20 protein-coding genes are annotated in these 18,304 nt (G+C 67.9%); 11 read left to right on the top strand and 9 right to left on the bottom strand.

The genetic code is table 11. The annotated features are described in order from the left end of the window. Positions 1 to 24: 24 nt before the first annotated feature. The 4 genes from AAN986_RS08730 (at position 25) to AAN986_RS08745 (ending at position 2,741) form a co-directional block, all read left to right on the top strand. Entirely contained in the window at positions 25 to 357 is a 333-nt protein-coding gene (locus tag AAN986_RS08730) for a YbaB/EbfC family nucleoid-associated protein (RefSeq protein ID WP_012206701.1), read from the top strand. A gap of 146 nt (positions 358 to 503) precedes the next feature. Continuing rightward, entirely contained in the window at positions 504 to 1,094 is a 591-nt protein-coding gene (recR, locus tag AAN986_RS08735) for a recombination mediator RecR (protein WP_017404532.1), read from the top strand. Positions 1,095 to 1,139: 45 nt separating this feature from the next. Further along, complete coding sequence (locus AAN986_RS08740; RefSeq protein ID WP_016447446.1) at positions 1,140 to 1,571, top strand: MAPEG family protein; 432 nt, start codon at positions 1,140 to 1,142, stop codon at positions 1,569 to 1,571. Between the two features lie 84 nt (positions 1,572 to 1,655). Next, positions 1,656 to 2,741, top strand: a complete 1,086-nt coding sequence (locus AAN986_RS08745) for an ABC transporter substrate-binding protein (protein ID WP_016447445.1) — start codon at positions 1,656 to 1,658, stop codon at positions 2,739 to 2,741. A gap of 67 nt (positions 2,742 to 2,808) precedes the next feature. Here the strand turns inward: AAN986_RS08745 and AAN986_RS08750 are convergent, their stop codons facing one another. Together AAN986_RS08750 and gloB are read right to left on the bottom strand one after the other, a co-directional pair. Then, positions 2,809 to 4,347, bottom strand: a complete 1,539-nt coding sequence (locus AAN986_RS08750; RefSeq protein WP_016451348.1) for a transglycosylase SLT domain-containing protein — start codon at positions 4,345 to 4,347, stop codon at positions 2,809 to 2,811. Beyond that, on the bottom strand, positions 4,347 to 5,120 hold the full coding sequence (gene gloB, locus AAN986_RS08755; RefSeq protein ID WP_047218949.1) for a hydroxyacylglutathione hydrolase: 774 nt from the start codon (positions 5,118 to 5,120) through the stop codon (positions 4,347 to 4,349). Before gloB ends, AAN986_RS08750 begins: the two co-directional genes overlap by 1 nt. A gap of 19 nt (positions 5,121 to 5,139) precedes the next feature. Here gloB and AAN986_RS08760 point away from each other — a divergent pair, with 19 nt between their 5' ends. The 7 genes from AAN986_RS08760 to AAN986_RS08790 all read left to right on the top strand — a co-directional run bounded on the left by AAN986_RS08760 (position 5,140) and on the right by AAN986_RS08790 (position 12,320). After that, complete coding sequence (locus AAN986_RS08760; RefSeq protein ID WP_349335725.1) at positions 5,140 to 5,949, top strand: class I SAM-dependent methyltransferase; 810 nt, start codon at positions 5,140 to 5,142, stop codon at positions 5,947 to 5,949. Further along, the gene (gene rnhA / locus AAN986_RS08765; RefSeq protein WP_013801482.1) at positions 5,946 to 6,392 is read left to right on the top strand and encodes a ribonuclease HI; all 447 of its coding nucleotides are present in this window, start codon (positions 5,946 to 5,948) and stop codon (positions 6,390 to 6,392) included. The genes AAN986_RS08760 and rnhA overlap by 4 nt, the downstream gene beginning before the upstream one ends. Before the next feature lie 224 nt (positions 6,393 to 6,616). Then, positions 6,617 to 7,702, top strand: a complete 1,086-nt coding sequence (locus tag AAN986_RS08770; protein WP_047218951.1) for a porin — start codon at positions 6,617 to 6,619, stop codon at positions 7,700 to 7,702. 51 nt (positions 7,703 to 7,753) lie between these two features. Further along, positions 7,754 to 8,200 carry a (2Fe-2S)-binding protein gene (locus AAN986_RS08775; protein ID WP_034396093.1) on the top strand — a complete coding sequence of 149 codons (447 nt, stop codon included), beginning with the start codon at positions 7,754 to 7,756 and terminating at the stop codon, positions 8,198 to 8,200. Continuing rightward, on the top strand, positions 8,178 to 10,427 hold the full coding sequence (locus AAN986_RS08780) for a molybdopterin cofactor-binding domain-containing protein (RefSeq protein WP_047218952.1): 2,250 nt from the start codon (positions 8,178 to 8,180) through the stop codon (positions 10,425 to 10,427). The genes AAN986_RS08775 and AAN986_RS08780 overlap by 23 nt, the downstream gene beginning before the upstream one ends. Before the next feature lie 39 nt (positions 10,428 to 10,466). Then, positions 10,467 to 11,288: a TauD/TfdA family dioxygenase gene (locus AAN986_RS08785; RefSeq protein WP_034396088.1), complete on the top strand. Its 822-nt coding sequence runs from the start codon at positions 10,467 to 10,469 to the stop codon at positions 11,286 to 11,288. A 54-nt stretch (positions 11,289 to 11,342) separates the two neighbouring features. Then, on the top strand, positions 11,343 to 12,320 hold the full coding sequence (locus AAN986_RS08790; RefSeq protein ID WP_206424543.1) for a tripartite tricarboxylate transporter substrate binding protein: 978 nt from the start codon (positions 11,343 to 11,345) through the stop codon (positions 12,318 to 12,320). 47 nt (positions 12,321 to 12,367) lie between these two features. Here the strand turns inward: AAN986_RS08790 and AAN986_RS08795 are convergent, their stop codons facing one another. The 7 genes from AAN986_RS08795 to AAN986_RS08825 form a co-directional block, all read right to left on the bottom strand. After that, a complete protein-coding gene (locus tag AAN986_RS08795; RefSeq protein ID WP_223275354.1) occupies positions 12,368 to 13,099 on the bottom strand; it encodes a TetR/AcrR family transcriptional regulator in 732 nt (243 codons plus the stop codon). A 46-nt stretch (positions 13,100 to 13,145) separates the two neighbouring features. Then, positions 13,146 to 13,478, bottom strand: a complete 333-nt coding sequence (locus tag AAN986_RS08800) for a thioredoxin family protein (protein ID WP_016451353.1) — start codon at positions 13,476 to 13,478, stop codon at positions 13,146 to 13,148. A gap of 14 nt (positions 13,479 to 13,492) precedes the next feature. After that, positions 13,493 to 14,839: a gephyrin-like molybdotransferase Glp gene (gene glp, locus AAN986_RS08805; protein WP_047218954.1), complete on the bottom strand. Its 1,347-nt coding sequence runs from the start codon at positions 14,837 to 14,839 to the stop codon at positions 13,493 to 13,495. A 52-nt stretch (positions 14,840 to 14,891) separates the two neighbouring features. Beyond that, a complete protein-coding gene (gene mobA, locus AAN986_RS08810; protein ID WP_047218955.1) occupies positions 14,892 to 15,587 on the bottom strand; it encodes a molybdenum cofactor guanylyltransferase MobA in 696 nt (231 codons plus the stop codon). Between the two features lie 86 nt (positions 15,588 to 15,673). After that, positions 15,674 to 16,810 (bottom strand): GTP 3',8-cyclase MoaA, encoded by a 1,137-nt coding sequence (gene moaA / locus AAN986_RS08815; RefSeq protein ID WP_013801490.1) that lies wholly within the window; start codon positions 16,808 to 16,810, stop codon positions 15,674 to 15,676. Positions 16,811 to 16,875: 65 nt separating this feature from the next. After that, entirely contained in the window at positions 16,876 to 17,661 is a 786-nt protein-coding gene (locus AAN986_RS08820; protein ID WP_047218956.1) for an SDR family oxidoreductase, read from the bottom strand. 25 nt (positions 17,662 to 17,686) lie between these two features. Continuing rightward, entirely contained in the window at positions 17,687 to 18,286 is a 600-nt protein-coding gene (locus AAN986_RS08825; protein WP_047218957.1) for a DUF2889 domain-containing protein, read from the bottom strand. Positions 18,287 to 18,304: the final 18 nt, after the last annotated feature.

An 18,304-nucleotide genomic window follows, 5' to 3' on the forward strand; every position in this document is an offset into this window, starting at 1 on the left:
TACCCTACAGAAGAAGGAACTCACATGTTCAACAAAGGACAACTGGCCGGCCTGATGAAGCAAGCCCAGGCCATGCAGGACAACCTCAAGAAGGCCCAGGATGAACTGGGCAACATCGAGGTGGAAGGCGAGTCCGGCGCGGGCCTGGTGAAGGTGGTCATGACCTGCAAGCACGACGTCAAGCGCATCACCATCGACCCCAGCCTGCTGGCCGAAGACAAGGACATGCTGGAAGACCTGGTGGCTGCCGCCTTCAACGCTGCCGTGCGCAAGGCAGAAGAAACCTCCAACGAAAAGATGGGCAAGCTCACGGCCGGCATGCCCGGCCTGCCGGGCGGCATGAAGTTCCCTTTCTGAGGCTGGCCCCGAGAGGTTGTGCCGAACAGCCGGGAGAGGCCGTGACGGTTTCCCCAGCCACTCAATTGCGTTGAGAGGCCATCGAGCGATCTGCCCTTGCAGGTCGCTTTTTTTCTGAGAATCTTCTTCATTGAAAGGAAGCCGCCATGTCGGATGTGCAATCGCTCGATGGTCTGATCGAAGCCCTGCGCAGGCTCCCGGGCGTGGGCATCAAGTCTGCGCAGCGCATGGCCTTTCACCTGCTGCAGCGCGACCAGGACGGCGCGCGGCAGCTGGCCCGTGCCCTGACCACGGCCGTGGAGTCGGTAAGCCATTGCGAGCGCTGCCATACCTTCACCGAAGGCCGCATCTGCTCCATCTGCCAGGACGAAGGGCGCGACGCGGCCCGGCTGTGCGTGGTGGAGGCGCCTGCCGACATGGGGGCCATGGAACGCACGGGGGCCTACAACGGCTACTACTACGTGCTGATGGGGCGGCTGTCGCCGCTCGACGGCATAGGTCCGCGCGACCTGAATCTGTCATCCCTGCTGGAGCGCGCCGGCGACGGCAAGGTGCAGGAGGTGATCCTGGCCACCAGTTTCACGGCCGAGGGCGAGGCCACGGCCCATGCGATCAGCGAGGCGCTGAAAGCGCGCGGCATCCATGTGACGCGGCTGGCGCGCGGCGTGCCCATCGGCAGCGAACTCGAGTACGTGGACCTGGGTACGATCGCCCATGCGCTGGTGGATCGCCGGTAGTGGTGGAGGCGGCCAGCATTCCTTGTCTTTTCATCAGGAGCCCGTATGCCGACCTCTGTCGTCCTGCCGCCCGGCGGTTTTTCCCTTGCCCATTGGTGCCTGCTGGTGGCGGCCCTGCTGCCGCTGGTCTGCGCCTACATCGCCAAGGCGCCCGGAATGAAGCACCGGCCGGGGCAGCGCGGCTTCGACAACCACGACCCCCGCGCCTGGCTCGCCCAGCAGACCGGCTACCAGGCGCGGGCGAATGCGGCGCAGGCCAACAGTTTCGAGTGCCTGCCGTTCTTCATTGGCGCCTTGCTGGTTGCCTGGCAACTGGGCGCGCCAGCGGCGCGGGTCGATGGCCTTGCCGTGGCCTTCGTGGTGTTGCGCATCGCCTACATCGCCTTCTATGTGATGGACCGCGCCACGCTGCGCAGTCTGGCCTGGGCCCTGGCCCTGGTGGTGAATCTGCTGCTGTTTTTCGCAGGCTACCGCTGAGGCCTGCGGCCGCATCCGGCGCCATCGTCCCGCGCAGGGCCTGCACCACAGGCCCTGCGGTGTTTCACGTACGGGCAAGCACCGATGCTGCGTATGCGGGCTCTGGGCATGATCGTGTTGCACTGCAGCAAAATAACCATCATGTCTTCCCACGTGCTTGATCGCCGAACCTTGTTGAGCCTTCTGGGGCTGGCTCCTCTTTGGTCGCTCCCTGTGCTCGGCTCGGCCGAGCTGCTGACGATTGCCGTGGGCGGCCAGGGCCTGCTGTACTACCTGCCGCTGGTGATTGCGCAGCAGCTGGGTTATTTCGAGGCCGAAGGCCTGGCCGTGCGCATTGAGGACTATCCAGGCGGATCGCAGTCGCTGCAGGCCCTGGAGTCGGGCGCCGCCGATGTCTGCGCGGGCGCCTATGAACACACGCTTCTTGCCCAGCAGCGCGGCAGCCAGCTGCGGGCCTTCGTCGTGCAGGGGCGTGCACCCCAGATCGCGCTGGGCGTGGCTGCGCGCTGGATGCCGCGCTACCAGACGCTGGCCGATCTGCGCGGGCGGCGCGTGGGTGTTTCCTCGCTGGGCGCATCCACGGCCCGGGCCATGCAACTGATGCTGCTGGGCGATGGCCTGGATCCCGCTGCGGTGCAACTGGTGGGCGTGGGCTCTGGGCCCGATGCCATGGAGGCGCTGCGCACCGGGCGTGTGCATGCGCTGTGCCATGCGGACCCGCTGATGAGCGTGCTGGAGGACAAGGGCGCCGTGCGCATCGTGCGGGACCTGCGTGATCTGCGCAGCAGCGCGCAGTTGTACGGCGGCTCCATGCCCTCGGGCACGCTGTATGCGACACAGGCCTTCTTGCGCAGGAACCCGGCCAAGGCCCAGGCGCTCAGCAACGCCATGGTGCGCTCGCTCAAGTGGCTGCAGACTGCCGCGCCCATGGATGTGCTGCGGGCCGTGCCTGCGCCCTATCTGCTGGGCTCCCGGCGCGCCTATCTGTCGGCCTTCGAGCACATGCGCACCACGATTTCGCCCGATGGGATGATGCCCGATGACGGGCCCGCCACGGCCCTGCGTGCGCTGGTCCGGCTCGACCCTGCGCTGGCGCGCGGCGGCATTGACCTGGAGCGCTCGTACACCAACGAATTCGTGCGCCAGTCCCGCCAGCGCTTTCACACCTGAGCCCGGCGGCCGCACGCAAAAAAGCCCGCGAAAGCGGGCTCCGTGACGCGGGTGCCAGAGGGATTCCTCAGCGCTTTTTCACCTTGGATGGCTTGCCTCCGCGCTGTGCCGTGGTGACGGCCGTCTTGGCGTTGCGGCTTTGCGGCTGAACGGCCACCTTGCGTGCGGTTCCCGTGGACTTGGCTGCGCGGGCGTTGCCGCCACTGCTGGCGCGTACCGGCAGATAGGCCACCAGCGACTGGCCTGCATGCAGCGTGGCCGAGGACTTCAGGTCATTCCAGTCCGCCAGGTTGGACACGCTGACGCCGTAGCGGTTGGCCACGCTGATCAGCGTGTCGCGCTTGCGTGCCTTGATGGTGGTGCGGCGCGTGATGATCTCGGGGGCAAAGCTGATCTGGCCGTTGTCGGCCACGTGGCCGGCCACGTCGGCACGCACGTTGGCGCCGCGCGGCACCATGAGCGCGGAGCCGGCCTTGATCAGCATGCGCGGCGGAATGTTGTTGAGGGCGCGCAGGTCGGACTCGCCCAGGCCCACGCGCTGGGCTGCCTCGGCCACGCTGATGGTGGAGGGCACGGTCCAGACGGTCCAGCTCGCGTACTGGCCTTCGTCGAAGGCCTGCATGTTGCGGCGAAACACCTTGGCGTTGTCCCAGGGCAGCAGGATCTCCGGCGTGCCGGCCGCAAAGATCACCGGCTTGCGAAAGCTGGGATTCAGCGCCTTGAAGTCCTCGGTCGATACGTCGGCCAGCTTGGCCACCAGTTCCACGTCGATGTCGCGGGTGATGGTGACGGTCTGGAAGTAGGGGTGGTTTTCGATCACCGGCAGCTCGGTGTTGAACGCATCGGGGTTGGCCACGATGTTCTTGACGGCCTGCAGCTTGGGCACGTACATGCGGGTCTCGGCCGGCATCTGCAGGTCGGTGTAGCCCGTGGGCAGCCCCAGCTTCTCGTTGCGCTTGATGGCGCGGCCCACGCTGCCTTCGCCCCAGTTGTAGGCGGCCAGGGCCAAGTGCCAGTCGCCGAACATGTCATAGAGCTTTTGCAGGTAGTCCAGCGCGGCGCGCGTGGAGGCCAGCACGTCGCGGCGGTCGTCGCGGAAGGCGTTCTGCTTGAGGTCGAAATAGGTGCCGGTGGCCGGCATGAACTGCCACATGCCGGCCGCCTTGGCGGTGGAGACGGCCTGCGGGTTGAAGGCACTCTCGATATAGGGCAGCAGCGCCAGCTCGGTGGGCATGTTGCGCCGCTCCAGTTCCTCGACGATGTGGAACAGGTATTTGCTGGAGCGCTCGGTCATGCGCTGTATGTAGTCGGGACGGCTGGCGTACCACTGCTCGCGGTCCTTGACCAGATCCTGGTCCAGGTCGGGCATGGCAAAGCCCTGGCGTATGCGTACCCACAGATCGCCCGTGGTCTCCAGCGAGGCCACGTCGCCGTTGCTGGCACTGCCTGTGCCCAGCGGGCTCAGCGGCCCTTTGGGATACATGGGGGAGTGGGGTGCGGGGCTGGGGGAGGGATCCGTCGTACCGGCCAAGTCCGGGCCGCTGGTGGTGGCGCAGCCGGCAAGAACCAGCAGGCTGCCCAGCAGCAGGGTGTGTAGCAGTTTCATCAGAAGACGTTTTTCCATTGGCGCAGGCCGGCCAGCACGCTGGCTGGGTCCTGCTGTCTCACCTGTGCGTCGAAGCCTGCGGCGGCCGCGGCCACCGCGGATTCGCGCGTTCTCAGAAAGGGATTGATGGAGCGCTCGGTCTCCATCAGGGATGGCAGCGTGGGCCGACCGGCCTCGCGCAACGCCTGACAATGCCGCTGGTAGTGAGCCAGGGTTTCGTTGTTTGGTTCCACGGCCTGGGCAAAGCGCAGGTTGGACATTGTGTACTCATGTGCGCAGCACACCAGTGTATTGCCCGGCAGCGAGGCCAGATTGTCCAGCGATTGCTGCATCTGCTGCGCAGTGCCCTCGAACAGGCGGCCGCACCCCCCGGAAAACAGCGTGTCGCCGCAAAACAGCACGGGCTGTGCCTGTGCCGCCGTGCTGTAGAAGGCAATGTGGCCGCTGGTATGGCCTGGTACATCGATGACCTGCCAGGGGCCGCCCAGTGCCTGCACGGCATCGCCTCCCTGCACGCGCTGAACGGGTTCGGGCAACTGCTCGTAGGCAGGACCCCAGACCTGGGCGCCCGTGGCCTGGTGCAGCTGGGCCACGCCACCGACATGATCGGCATGGTGGTGGGTGACTAAAATGCCCTGCAGCTGCAGGCCCAGCCGGTGCAACGTGGCGAGCACGGGCGCTGCATCGCCGGGATCGACGACCAGGGCCTGCCCGGCGTCATGCAGCAGCCAGATGTAGTTGTCGGAAAAAGCAGGAATGGGCAACAGGTTCATGAGCAGCAAAATTATAGGGATGCATCACTGGACGCAATCTGCCCTCGGCCACTACCTGCTGGAATGGGAGCAGCAGCGCTGCGACGAGGCGGTAGCCGATATTTTCGGCTATCACAGCCTGCAGCTGGGCATGCCCATGCTCCAGGGGCTGCGTGCCAACCGCATGCCGCACCGCTGGCTGGCGCTGGATTCCACGCAGGATGCAGCGCCAGCGGACGGCGCTGCCCCGCTGGAGGTTCCCGTGGCGCTGCTGGCCGATCCCGCCGCGCTGCCATTTCCCGAGGCCAGCCTCGACCTGGTCGTGATGCCCCATACGCTGGAGACCTCGCCGGACCCGCATGCCGTGCTGCGCGAGGCGGCCAGGGTGCTGATGCCTGAAGGCCGCATCGTGGTGTGCGGACTCAATCCTGCCAGTTTGCTGGGCGTGCAGCGGCGTGCCGAGCGTGGCGTGTATCTGCCCGATGTGGGCTGGGGCGTGGGCTACTGGCGGCTGCGCGACTGGCTGCGATTGCTGGCCTTTGAGATCGAGGCCGTGCAGTTCGGCTGCTATCGTCCTGCCGTGCAGACGGATCGCTGGCTGCGGCGCTGGCAGTTCATGGACCGCGTGGGGCGGCTGGGCTGGCCCATGCTGGGCGGCGTGTACTGCGTGGTGGCCGTCAAGCGCGTGCCGGGCGCACGCATGCTGGAGCCTGCCTGGCGTGGCCGCGCAGCCGTGTCGGGCGCCTCCGTGCCTGTGGCCCACCGCATGCCGGCGCAGGCGGTGCAGGGCAGCGGTCCGCATTCCAACCGGCCTGAAGGCCGGGCCATTCAACCCAAGGAAATTTTTTGAATCAAGTTGTTATCTACACGGACGGCGCCTGCAAGGGCAATCCGGGTCCCGGCGGCTGGGGCGTGGTGCTGGAGGCCGGCAGCGCCAGGAAAGAGCTGTTCGGCGGCGAGCTGAACACGACCAACAACCGCATGGAGATGATGGCCGTGATCGAGGCGCTGTCCGCGCTCAGGCGGCCCTGCGATGTGGTGCTCTACATCGACAGCCAGTACGTGCTCAAGGGCATCACCGAATGGATCCATGGCTGGAAGGCCAAGGGCTGGAAGACGGCCTCCAAGGAGCCGGTCAAGAACGTCGAGCTGTGGCAGCGGCTGGACGCCCTGGTCCAGGGTGGCGGCCACCGCATCGACTGGCGCTGGGTCAAGGGCCACGCAGGCGACCCTGGCAACGAGCGGGCAGACGCCCTGGCCAACAAGGGCGTGGACCAGGCACTGGGGCGCTGAGCGCCTGGTGCGGGGCGGGTGCAATGCCCGTCCCTTTCTTCCATCTTCCGAGACCTACCTACAACGCGGTAGATGAAAACCCCAGAACCAAAATTCGGCCTGCGCAGCTAATATTTCCATAAGTGGAAATTAGTTCGCGCCCTGCCAGGCATCTTCCGTGGCGTGGTGTTTGAAATTGCCACTTGTGGAATTTTTAAACCATCTCACGATGAAAGAGCCTTGCGATGAAATACAAAGCAATTGCCGCATTGGCGATGCTGGGCGGCGCGGGAGCGGCGCTGGCCCAGAGTTCGGTGACGCTGTACGGCAGCATGGACCTGACCATGCCCTGGATCAGCGATGTGCGCGGGAGCCGGCTGACGCGCATGGATTCGGCCATTTCCCAGCCTGACCTCTGGGGCCTGCGCGGATCGGAGGATCTGGGCGGTGGCATGAAGGCCTCGTTCCAGCTGGAGAACGGATTCCTCACGGACATCGGCTCGCCGATCTCGCCGACCAGCTACTTCAACCGGGCTTCCTGGGTGGGTCTGGACAGCGCGTCGATGGGCTCGGTGCGGCTGGGTCGCCAGGTCGATTTCACGGCCGGCACGCTGAGCCAGTGGGGCAACGGCTACCAGCTCTACAACTTCTATCTCTACCACCCCGGCAATCTGGACGGCCTGTCCAGCCAGTTTCCGGTGGACAACTCCGTGGTCTACCTGACGCCCAGCATGGGCGGCATGCAGTTCGGCGCGCAGTACGGCTTTGGCGAGGTGCCGGGCCGCTCGCAGGCCAACCGTACCTACAGCGTCATGGGCAGCTATTCCAGTGCCAAGCTCAATCTGGCCGTGGCCTACACCGATGCGCGTGGCCGTGCCTTCGATATCGCCGGGCGCACGGGCCTGGCGAACGCGCTGGGCCAGGACCTGGTGGCGGGCCGGCCCCTGGTGCTCGATACCTTCCAGGTGCTGGGCATCGGCGGCGGTTACCAGCTCGATGCACTTCCGGTCCGGCTCAACGCGCTGCTGACGCGCTCCACGCTCAAGTACGGCGGGGCCTCCAGCAACATGAGTGCCCTTGACCTGGGCCTGGCCTGGCAGACCAGCCAGTCCGTGACCATCAACACGGGCTACTCCTTCAGCCGCTTCGAGCAGACGAAGTGGAACCAGGTCCACCTGGGCGCGCGCTACGCCTTCTCCAAACGCACGCAGCTGCATGCCTCGGTCACGCACCAGCGCGCCTCGGATGGCGTGGCGGCGATGAATTCCGTGGGCGTTGCCAGCGGGCGCACGCAGACCGTGATTGCGGCAGGCATACACCACTCGTTCTGAGAGGCATGAGACATGCAGCCCGGTCGATGCGGGCGCATTGGAGACCCCACGATGAAATTCACCCTCAATTCCCAAAGCGTGGCCTTTGACGGCGACGGGCAGACCCCGTTGCTGTGGGTGCTGCGCGATCACTTCAAGCTGCCCGGCACCAAGTTCGGCTGCGGCATCAGCATGTGCGGGGCCTGCACGGTCCATGTCGATGGCGAGCCGGTGCGCTCCTGCGTGCTGCCCGTGTCGACGGTGGGCGGCAAGGCGGTCACGACCATCGAAGGGCTGTCCAGCAACCGTTCCCACCCCATCCAGAAGGCCTGGATGGACAAGGACGTGCCGCAGTGCGGCTACTGCCAGTCCGGCATGGTCATGGCCGCTGCCGCGCTGCTCAAGACCCATCCACAGCCTACCGATGCGCAGATCGACGAGGCCATGACCAATCTGTGCCGCTGCGCCACCTACCACCGCATCCGGGAGGCCATCCATGCCGCAGCGTCCAAGCAATGAACGGGGCCGTACGGCCGGCTCTGCCATCTCGCTGCGGCGCAGGCATCTGCTCCAGAGCGCTGCCGCGCTGCTGGTGGCGCCTGCTGCCGGCAGCCTGCTGATTCCGCTGGCGCAGGCCGCGCCAGCGGAGGCGGGTGCAGCGGCAGCAACGGCCTCCTCCATCGGCGACTGGGTCTGGATCGAGCCTTCGGGGCAGGTGGTGATCGGCGTGTCGCAGTGCGAGGTGGGCCAGGGCATCTACACCGGCCTGCCCCAGGTGCTGGCCGACGAGCTCGATGCCGACTGGGCCAGCGTGACCGTGCGCTTCGTCACGGGGCGCGACGCCTATCGCAACGATGCGGGCGAAATGCCGTTCCAGCAGTTCGTGGGCGCGTCGATGTCGATGAACTATTTCTACGAGCGCATGCGCCTGGCCGGTGCCCAGGCCCGTGATGTGCTGCTGCGTGCCGGCGCGGCCCGGCTGGGCGTGCGGGCATCCCAGTGCAGCACGCGCGCCGGCCGCGTGCTGCACTCCGCGACGGGCCGCAGCGTGGGCTACGGCGAGATCGTGGCCGAGGCTTCCAGGCTGCCCCTGGCCGCGCGCCCGCGCATGAAGTCGGCTTCCGAGCAGGGCCTGATCGGCCGCAACCTGCGGCGGGTGGACACCCCGGCCAAGGTCGATGGCAGCGCGGTCTTCGGCATCGATGTCGAGGTGCCCGGCATGCTGATCGGCGCCGTGCGCATGGCGCCCAGCGTGACGGGGCGCATCGTACGCATCCGCAACGAGGCAGAGGTGCGCGCGCGCCCCGGCGTGCATGCCGTCGTGCGCACCACGCAGTGGCCCGACCCCGAGCCCAGCACCGTGGTCGTGGTGGCCGATTCGTACTGGATCGCCAAGCAGGCCGCCGACGCGCTGGACATCGAATTCGACGCCGGCGCGGCGGCCGGCGTGGACAGCGAGCGCATCCATGCGCAGTTCGTCGCAGGCCTGTCGAACGACAAGGCCGTCGTTGCCCGCAGCCTGGGCAAGCCGCGCGAAATGCTGGCGGCGGGCAAGCCGATCACGGCCGACTACCACTCGCCCTACATCACGCACGCCACCATGGAGCCGCTGGCCGCCACTGTCCATGTGCGCGACGGCGAAGTCGAAACCTGGGGGCCCTACCAGGGCCAGGACTTCCTGCGCGGCGAACTCGGCAAGGCCTGCGGGGTGCCTGCGGACAAGGTCATCGTGCACACCACGTTCCTGGGCGGCAGCTTCGGGCGCAAGTACATGCCCGACTTCGCCTTGCATGCAGCAGCGGCATCCAAGGCCGTGGGCCGGCCCGTCAAGGTCATCCGCTCGCGCGAGGACGACATACGGCATTCCTACTATCGGCCCGGTGCCTCGGGGCGGCTGAGTGCCGTGCTGGGCGCCGACGGCCTGCCTGCCGCGCTGCATGCACGCATCTCGGGCCAGTCGCTGTACGGCGCCATCAACCCCAAGAAGATGGCCGATGCAGGCGGCTGGGACGAGACCATGGTCGAGTCCATCTACGACCTGATCTACGGCGTGCCCAACCTGCTGGTGGATGCCGTGGACGTGCAGCAGCCCATACCGCTGAGCTATCTGCGCAGCGTGGGCACCACGTCCAGCGTGTTCTTCCTGGAAAGCTTCATCAGCGAGTTGGCCCACACCGCAGGCGTGGACGACTACCAGTACCGGCGCCGCCTGCTGGCCGGCCAGCCGCTGGCGCTGGGCGTGCTGGATGCGGCGGCGCGGGCCGCGCGCTGGGAGCAGCCCGCACCGGCAGGCCTGCACCGCGCCATGACCTTCAACGTCTACACGGGGCGGGGCGAGAGCTTCCAGACCTTCGTCGCGCTGGTCATGGAGTTGCGTGTTGTGGAAGGCCGCGTGCGGCTGGAGCGCGCCATCTGCGCCATCGACGCGGGCCGCGTGGTCAACCCGGGACTGGTCAAGGCCAATGTCGAAGGCGGCATCGGCTTTGCGCTGACCAACACCTTCAAGAGCCGGCTGGGCTTTGACAAGGGCGTGGTGCAGCAAAGCAATTTCCACGACTACCCGCTGCTGCAACTGTCCGAAATGCCCCGCGTGGAGGTGGTCCTGGTCGAAAGCGACCGGCCGCCCCAGGGCTGCGGCGAAGTGGCCCTGGGCCCCACGGCGCCTGCCGTGGCCACGGCCCTGTTCCATGCCACCGGCCGCCGGTTCCGCTCCATGCCGCTGCCGCAGGACATTGCGTCCACCTGATCACCACCCCAACCCCGTTTTTTTTGGAAAAGGAATTTCATGCAAGTCGAACACATCACCCCGTGCATAGGATCGGAGATATACGGCATCGATCTCTCGGACCCGGCGCAGGTGCATGACCATGCGGACGCGCTGCGCCGGCTGCTGGCCGAGCGCCAGGTCATATTCTTCCGCGACCAGACGCTGGACCCTGCGCAGCAGGTGCGCGTGGCCCAGGTGTTCGGCAAGGTAGAGCCCGTGTCCTCCACCTTTCCCTCGCACCCGGACGATCCCCATGTCGAGCTGCTGATCAGCCAGGGCACGCGCACCGGCACCGACATCTGGCATGCCGACCTGACCTGGCAGACCAAGCCGCCCGCCGGTGCCTGCCTCTACGCCGTGGACGTGCCGCCCACGGGCGGCGACACCATGTGGGCCAGCATGACCACGGCCTTCGCCTCGCTGGCGCCCGAGCTGCAGGCCTATCTGCGCAAGCTGCGCGCCACCCACAACTGGGAGGCGCCAGCGCTCAGGCAAAGCCTGATGCGCCGAGATCCGTCTGGCGAGGCCTATCGGGCCACGCGCCTCAAGCATCCGCCGCTGGAGCAGCCCGTGGTCCTGGTGCACCCGGTGACCTGCCTGCCCGTGGCCTTTGTGAACTCGCTCTACACCACGCACATAGAAGGCGTGACCAGCGACGAGAGCGCGGCGCTGATCGCCATGCTCAGCGGCCTGGCCAAGGTGCCTGAATGGCAGGTGCGCTTTCGCTGGCGCAAGGGCTCGGTGGCCATCTGGGACAACCTGGCCACCCAGCATTACGCGGTCAACGACTACCACCCCGCAGCGCGGCGCATGCACCGCGTGGCGATACGCCAGGCGTGAGCCCGGCCCCGGCCTTTGCTGAAAATGACAAAACCCACGATGAAAGCCCACCCCATGAAAGCGAAACGCAAAACGCTTGCCCTAGGCATGGCCCTGGCCATGGCCCTGCTGGCCGGTCCTGCCCAGGCGCAGGCCTATCCCCACAAGCCCGTCACCATCGTCGTGGCCTATCCCGCAGGCGGTGACACCGATGCGCTGGCGCGCCTGCTGGGCGAGAAGCTGTCGGCCCGCATCGGACAGTCGGTGCTTGTGGACAACCGCGCAGGCGCCAGCGGCACCATCGGCAGCAGCTATGTGGCCAAGGCGCCGGCCGATGGCTATACGCTGCTGCTGGCGCCCAATACCTTTTCCATGGCCCAGCTGGTGCTCAAGCTGGGCGCAGGCCACGGATATGACGTGCTCAACGGATTCACGCCCGTGATCGAGGTCGGCTCCACATCGCTGTTCCTTGTCGCCGGACCCGGCGCGGGCGTGCGCACGCTCAAGGAGGCCGTATCCGCGAGCCAGGGCCGTTCGCTGGGCTACGCCACCCCGGGCAATGGCTCGCCCATGCACTTTCTGGGCGAGATGGTCCGGCGCGCCACGGGCGCCCGCTTCGAGTCCATCCCCTACAAGGGGGTGGCGCCTGCGGTCACGGACGTGGTGGGCGGCCATGTGCCCTTCACCTACAGCACGCTGGGCTCCATCGCGCCCTACCTGCCCGGCGGCAAGCTCGTGGCGCTGGCCGTGGCCGACGCCCAGCGCTCGCCGCTTGCGCCCGACGTGCCCACGCTGGCCGAGCTGGGCTACAAGGACGTGGAGCTGACGGCCTGGTATGGCCTGTTCGGCCCCAGGAACATGCCTGCCGACGTGGTCAGGCTGCTGAATACGCACCTGAACGAGGTCCTCAAGATGCCCGACGTGGTGGCACGCATGGCCACGCTGGGAACCGTCCCTGTGGGCGGCCCGCCGCAGCGCCTGGGCAAGACCAATGCCAGCGACTTCGAGCGCTTCGGGCGGCTGGTCAAGGAGCTGGGCATACAGTCCGACTGAGGGCAGCGCACCGGACGAAAGGAGGGAGCAGCGGGCGCCGGCGCAAGTCAATCCGGGTGGTGGCCCGGGTGTGGTGGGTGGTCTTGCGCCGGCGCATCCTGCCTGATGCGCTCGGCCAGCAGGTGGGACATGAAGCGCAGATAGTGCTCGACCTGCTGGTCTGCCTGCGGCCCTTCCCCGAACAGTTCGGCCAGCAGCGGCCGTGCCGTGGGCAGGAAGGCCGAAATGCTGAGGATGGCCAGGTGGATGAAGCGCGGGTCCACCTGTGCCGGGTGGCTGGCCTGCGCTCCGTCCATCAGCATGGTCGAGGTCAGCTCCAGCCCGCGCCGCGTGATGCGCTGCAGCGGCGTGCCCGAGGGCGGAGGCTCTTCTTCGCTTTCATAGTGGTAGATCTCGGACAGCGCCAGCCGCTCGAACTGCGGGTGCTCGCGCATGAAATCCAGCCGCAGCAGCAGGCGCTGGTAGACGCGCTCTTCCACCGTGCCCTGCGTCCTGAGCGCCACTTCCATGCGGTTTTGCAACTCGCGCATCAGGGACTCCGTCACTTCCTGCAGCAGTCCCTTGAGGCTGCTGAAGTAGTAGCGCACCAGCGCCCGCGTGACGCCGGCCGCCGCCGCGATTTCCAGAATGCTCAGTTGCTCCGGCGTGCGGGTCTTGAGCAGGTTGACCGTGGTCTGCAGGATGATGTCCCGGCCGACGGCATCGTCAGCCAGCGGGCGGCCGCTGTTGCGGCGGGGCTTCTTGGGCGCGGAATCGGCAGGCTTCTTTTGGGACGGCATGCGGGCCATTGTCGGCGATACACAGGCAGCGGCTGCGCCGCAAGTGTCAGGGCTGGGCGGTGATGCGGGCCAGCGCGTCCTCGATCTCGCGGGCCTGCTGGGGCCGCACCAGCCTTTGCACCTCCTGCCCGTCACGCAGAAAGACCAGGGTGGGCCAGAGCTTGACGCGGTAGCTGCGTCCCAGGGCCCTGCCGGGGCCGTCTTCCACCTTGATGTGGGCCACCTGCGGGGCGGCATCCAGCGCCTGGGCAATCAGCGGTTGCGCGCGCTGGCAGTGGCCGCACCAGGCGGTGCCGAACTCCAGCAAGGTAGCGCCGGGCAGCGCTTCGACGGTGCTGCGATCGGGGGCGTCGGTCAGGTGCTTGGACTGGAAGGGCATGGGGCAATCTCCTGTCAGGGAAAGGCCTGCAGCGGCAGGATGGACACGGTTTCGCCGGCTTGCACGGCAGCGCGCTCATGTTCGAGCACGATGAGGCAGTCGGCCTCGGCCATGGAGCGCAGCACGCCCGAACCCTGCGGCCCGGTGGTGCGGACCAGGCAGCGGCCATCGGCGCCTGTGGACAGAAGGCCGCGCTGGTACTCGGTGCGGCCCGTCCGCTTGGACAGCGCATGGGCAGCCGCGGCCTGGGGCAGGGCGGCCGCCTCGGCAGCTGCCTGCGCAGCGCCCATGAGCTGCAGCAGCGCCGGACGGACAAAGACCAGAAAGCTGACCATGGCGGCCACGGGATTGCCGGGAAGGCCGATCAGCACCGTGGTGCGTGCAGGCGTGCGGCTTGCGGCAAACGGCGTGCCCGCATCGGGCTGCAGCAGGCCCACGGCCAGCGGCCGGCCGGGCCGCATGGCCAGTCGCCAGAAGTGCACGCAGCCCATGCGCTGCAGCATGGCGCGCGTGTGGTCGGCCTCGCCTGCGCTGATGCCGCCGCTGGTCAGCACCACGTCGGCCAGGGAGGCGGCTTTGCGCAGGCGCTCCTGCAGGGCCTCGGGCTCGTCGGCCACCACGCCCAGGTCCAGCACCTGCACGCCCATGCGCTGCAGCAGGCCGATGAGGCTGAAGCGGTTGCTGTCGTAGACCGCACCCTCGCGCGGCGCCGTGCCGGGGTGGAGGATTTCATCGCCCGTGGAGAAATAGGCCACGCGCAGCCGCCTGCGCACGCGCACCTGGGGCTGGCCCAGGCTGGCGATCAGGCCCAGGGCCGCGGGATGCAGGCGCTGGCCCGCCGCCAGGGCCACGCGGCCCAGGCTCAGGTCCTCGCCGCGCAGGCGCCGGTTGTCCCCGGCACGCACGCTGCCTGCCGGAATGCCGATGTGGTCAGTGCCTGCGGACACGGTGCGTTCATGCGCGATCACCGTGTCCAGCCCGCTCGGCAACACGGCGCCGGTCATGATCTTGATGCACTCGCCGGCCTGCACGGTGCCGTGCCAGGGTTTGCCGGCCAGGGCCTGGCCGACCACGCGCAGCACCAGCGGTGCAGCGGGCGAACCGGCGTGAGCAGCCTGCAGCTGGCCGCCATCGAAGGCATAGCCATCCATGGCGGCGTTGTCATGCGCTGGCACATCGACGGGGGAGACGATGTCTTCGGCCAGCACGCGGTCCAGCGCATCGGCCAGCGCCAGCGTCTCCAACTCTGCCACCGGGCCCAGGGGCTGCAGCAGGCTGGCCAGCTGTGTCAGGGCCTGATCGACCCTCAGGTCCTGGGTGGATGCGGTGGTGGGGGATGCGGGCTGGAAGGATGCTGTCATCAGAACGGAATCCGGTTGGGCAAGGCGGCGTGCGGGCCGGCGGCGCGGGGCACTACGACGGGGTGGCTGCGGCGCGCGCCAGCGCCTGCAGCTCCTGCTGCGTGTTGGCGTTGGCAAAGGCCAGCGGGCTGTCGCCCGCGTGGTCGAAGAGGGCCGTGGCGCAGCGGTGCTGGCCCGTCCATGCATCGATCTTGCGGCCGCCCGAACGTATGAACGATTGCAGACTATCACGCAGCGATGACCGCATCAGGCAGAACACGGGCTGGGCCCGCAGCAGGGATTGATCTGCGTCAAGCGAGCGCTCCCAGCCATGGGCGACGACGATGTCGGCCGCAGGCTGCTGCGACAGCGCCGCCTGCACAAGCCGCTCCACAAGGTCCAGCGGGAACAGCGGCGTATCGCAGGGCACGCAGACCAGCCAGGGCGTCCGGCAGTGCATCAGGCCGCTCAGGAAGCCGGCCAGCGGGCCGGGATAGTCGGGTTCGGCATCGGGCCAGACCGGCGCACCGTAAGCCGCGCCCAATTGCGCATAGGCCTCGGCATGGCGATTGGCGTTGATCAGCAGATGCCCGACCTGGGGCGCCAGGCGGTCCAGCGCATGGGCTGCCAGCGGCTGGCCCAGAAAGGGCTGCAGCCCCTTGTCGACACCGCCCATTCGCATGCCGCGCCCGCCTGCCAGCACGCAGCCCGTGATGTCGTTCAGGGGCAGGGGGGCGTGCAGGGGAGCGGGCTGGGAAGAAGGGGGCATGTGGGGCGGGAGGGAGCAGCGGGGAAAAGGAGTAGGGGGCGAGGCGGCGATGGCAGGGCGCCGACGCCCCGCGCACGCCGCACGAATCAGCCGCCGATGTAGCTCATCTCGATGCGCCTGCGCTGCGTGCCTGTGCTGGCCGGCAGACTGGCGCGCAGTTCGGAGTAGCGGTCGCTGCGCTGCTGCCAGATGGGGGCCAGCGCGGAGGCGACCTCGGCATCGCTGGCGCCGCTGCGCAGCAGGCTGCGCAGGTCCCAGCCTTCGGAGGCGAACAGGCACAGGTACAGCCGGCCTTCGGTGGACAGGCGCGCGCGGTTGCAGTCGCCGCAAAAGGCATGGGTGACGCTGCTGATCACGCCGACCTCGCCCAGCGACGGGTCGTGCAGGCCGCGTGCGTCGGCATAGCCCCAGCGCACGGCCGTCTCGCCGGTGGCGCTGGGCTGCAGCGGCACCAGGGGCAGTTCGGCGCGCAGCCGGGCGATGACCTCGTCGGAGGGCAGAACCTCGTCCATGCGCCAGCCGTTGGTCGCGCCTACATCCATGTATTCGATGAAGCGCAAGGTCACGCCCGTGCCCTGGAAGTGGCGCGCCATGGGCAGGATCTGGTCTTCGTTGGTGCCGCGCTTGACCACCATGTTGACCTTGATGTTGGTCAGGCCCGCGGCCTGGGCCGCCTCGATGCCGGCCAGCACGTCGGAGACCGGGAAGTCCACGTCGTTCATGCTGCGGAACACCGCGTCGTCCAGCCCGTCCAGGCTCACGGTGACGCGGTTCAGGCCGGCGTCCTTGAGCGCGCGGGCCTTGCGGGCCAGCAGGGAGCCGTTGGTGGTCAGCGTCAGGTCCAGCGGCTGGCCGCCGGGCGTGCGCAGGGCGGAGAGCTGCTCCACCAGCGTTTCCACGTTCTTGCGCAGCAGCGGCTCGCCACCCGTCAGCCGGATCTTCTGCACGCCGTGCTGCACGAACAGGCGTGCCGTGCGCGTGATTTCCTCGAAACTCAGCAGCGAGCCGTGCGGCAGGTAGCTGTAGTTCTTGTCGAAGACTTCCTTGGGCATGCAGTAGCTGCAGCGGAAGTTGCAGCGGTCGGTGATGCTGATGCGCAGGTCGCGCAGCGACCGGCCAAGCCTGTCCTGCAGATCGCCGGTGGGCGTCTGCAGCAGACTTGGCACGGCGGCCGGGCGCGTGGGGGAGCGCTCGTCGACCAGGGGGATCACTCGTTCTGCCATGCCTGTGATTTTGCCCGAATGCCTATGTCCAGGCACTGCGCAAGCCTGCAGTTCTTGATCTGTGTCTAGACGCAGCGCGCTCCGTCCACCTCGATGCAGGTGCCGCTGATGAAGGCGGCCTCGTCGCTGGCCAGATACAGCGCGGCATTTGCCACGTCCAGCGCTGTGGAAAAGCGGCCCAGCGGAATCGTCGCGCGAAAGCGCGCGCGGCGCTCCTCGTCCACCGGGCCGCCGGCGAACTCGGCGGCCAGGCCGGTGTCCGGGTTGAACACGGGGTTGATGCAGTTGACGCGGATGTTCTCGGGCCCGAGCTCGGCCGCCATGGACTTGCTGGTGATGATGACGGCTCCCTTGGAGCCGTTGTACCAGGTCAGCCCCGGCCGAGGGCGCAGGCCTGCCGTGGAGGCGATGTTGATGAAGCTGCCGCCGCCAGGGCGGCCATCGGCCAGCGCCGGGTTGGCGCGCATGGCGGGCACGCCGTGCACGGCAGAAAGGTAGATGCTCTTGACGTTGATGGCGTAGACGCGGTCGAACTCGGCCTCGCTGACTTCGAGCATGGGGCGGTTGCGGTGCGTCCAGCCCGCGTTGTTGACGAAGGCGTCGAGCCGGCCATGCGCCTGCAGCGTGGCCTCCACCAGGGCCTTGACCTGTTCGCTGCGGGTCATGTCCGCCTGCACGAAAAGTGCCCGGCCGCCTTCGGCGGTGATGGACTGTGCCACGCGCGTGCCGGCCTCGCGGTCGATGTCGTTGACGATGACCCGGGCACCTTCGGCGGCCAGCCGCTTTGCGATGCCGGCCCCGATGCCGCTGCCGGCGCCTGTGACGATGATGGATTTGTCCTGGACACGCATCGGGCTTTGCTCCTCGGTCGGGGGGTCAGGCCCCCTGGGTTTCGGTGGTTGCTGTGGTCGACGGGATCGGGGTCGCGCCGCCTGTGCTGGGCTGCCAGCCCACGAATTGCGGGTAATAGCGCGCCACGCCGGGGCCGTTGAAGTCCCAGCCCAGGCACTGGCCCAGGTGGCGTGGCGGCTGGCTGGGGTCGGCATCGCCAAAGACGCCCGGCACGGACTGGAAGGCTGCCGTGGCCATGTTGAACAGCAGCTCGCGCAGATGCGTGCAGCTGGCCACGCCGCCCAGGTTCTCGTTGATGGCCTTGCGCCAGCCGCGCGCCATGCTGCAGCCGACCATTTTCTGCAGGGCCCGCGTGGCCTCGGGGCAGTGGCCCAGCGGGTGGGAATCCATGACGACCTCGATGGCCTGCACCGCCAGGCGGGCATCGACCGTGGTGCGTATCCACATGTGGTGTATGGCCGTGCCGGCGGGCATGTGGCGGCCGCCGCTCAGTTCGATGTCATGGGTCTTGCTGTCGCGCAGCTCGCCTTCGATATCCCAGAGGCCGTCGGCGCGGGCGTAGCTGCGGTAGCGCACGTCGCGTTCATGCTGGGGCGTGCGGTCGGGAATGGGGGACAAGGGCATGGGGGAAGCTGTTCTTTC

The sequence above is a fragment of the Delftia sp. DS1230 genome, from assembly GCF_040112715.1.
Lineage (GTDB): Bacteria > Pseudomonadota > Gammaproteobacteria > Burkholderiales > Burkholderiaceae_C > Comamonas > Comamonas tsuruhatensis.

Excerpts from the sequence above, each read along its gene's own strand:
- AAN986_RS08730 (WP_012206701.1), top strand. The coding sequence starts at position 25 with ATGTTCAACAAAGGACAACTGGCCGGCCTGATGAAGCAAGCCCAGGCC.
- recR (WP_017404532.1), top strand. The coding sequence starts at position 504 with ATGTCGGATGTGCAATCGCTCGATGGTCTGATCGAAGCCCTGCGCAGG.
- AAN986_RS08740 (WP_016447446.1), top strand. The coding sequence starts at position 1,140 with ATGCCGACCTCTGTCGTCCTGCCGCCCGGCGGTTTTTCCCTTGCCCAT.
- AAN986_RS08745 (WP_016447445.1), top strand. The coding sequence starts at position 1,656 with ATGCTGCGTATGCGGGCTCTGGGCATGATCGTGTTGCACTGCAGCAAA.
- AAN986_RS08750 (WP_016451348.1), bottom strand. The coding sequence starts at position 4,347 with ATGAAACTGCTACACACCCTGCTGCTGGGCAGCCTGCTGGTTCTTGCC.
- gloB (WP_047218949.1), bottom strand. The coding sequence starts at position 5,120 with ATGAACCTGTTGCCCATTCCTGCTTTTTCCGACAACTACATCTGGCTG.
- AAN986_RS08760 (WP_349335725.1), top strand. The coding sequence starts at position 5,140 with ATGCATCACTGGACGCAATCTGCCCTCGGCCACTACCTGCTGGAATGG.
- AAN986_RS08770 (WP_047218951.1), top strand. The coding sequence starts at position 6,617 with ATGAAATACAAAGCAATTGCCGCATTGGCGATGCTGGGCGGCGCGGGA.
- AAN986_RS08775 (WP_034396093.1), top strand. The coding sequence starts at position 7,754 with ATGAAATTCACCCTCAATTCCCAAAGCGTGGCCTTTGACGGCGACGGG.
- AAN986_RS08780 (WP_047218952.1), top strand. The coding sequence starts at position 8,178 with ATGCCGCAGCGTCCAAGCAATGAACGGGGCCGTACGGCCGGCTCTGCC.
- AAN986_RS08785 (WP_034396088.1), top strand. The coding sequence starts at position 10,467 with ATGCAAGTCGAACACATCACCCCGTGCATAGGATCGGAGATATACGGC.
- AAN986_RS08790 (WP_206424543.1), top strand. The coding sequence starts at position 11,343 with ATGAAAGCGAAACGCAAAACGCTTGCCCTAGGCATGGCCCTGGCCATG.
- AAN986_RS08795 (WP_223275354.1), bottom strand. The coding sequence starts at position 13,099 with ATGCCGTCCCAAAAGAAGCCTGCCGATTCCGCGCCCAAGAAGCCCCGC.
- AAN986_RS08800 (WP_016451353.1), bottom strand. The coding sequence starts at position 13,478 with ATGCCCTTCCAGTCCAAGCACCTGACCGACGCCCCCGATCGCAGCACC.
- glp (WP_047218954.1), bottom strand. The coding sequence starts at position 14,839 with ATGACAGCATCCTTCCAGCCCGCATCCCCCACCACCGCATCCACCCAG.
- mobA (WP_047218955.1), bottom strand. The coding sequence starts at position 15,587 with ATGCCCCCTTCTTCCCAGCCCGCTCCCCTGCACGCCCCCCTGCCCCTG.
- moaA (WP_013801490.1), bottom strand. The coding sequence starts at position 16,810 with ATGGCAGAACGAGTGATCCCCCTGGTCGACGAGCGCTCCCCCACGCGC.
- AAN986_RS08820 (WP_047218956.1), bottom strand. The coding sequence starts at position 17,661 with ATGCGTGTCCAGGACAAATCCATCATCGTCACAGGCGCCGGCAGCGGC.
- AAN986_RS08825 (WP_047218957.1), bottom strand. The coding sequence starts at position 18,286 with ATGCCCTTGTCCCCCATTCCCGACCGCACGCCCCAGCATGAACGCGAC.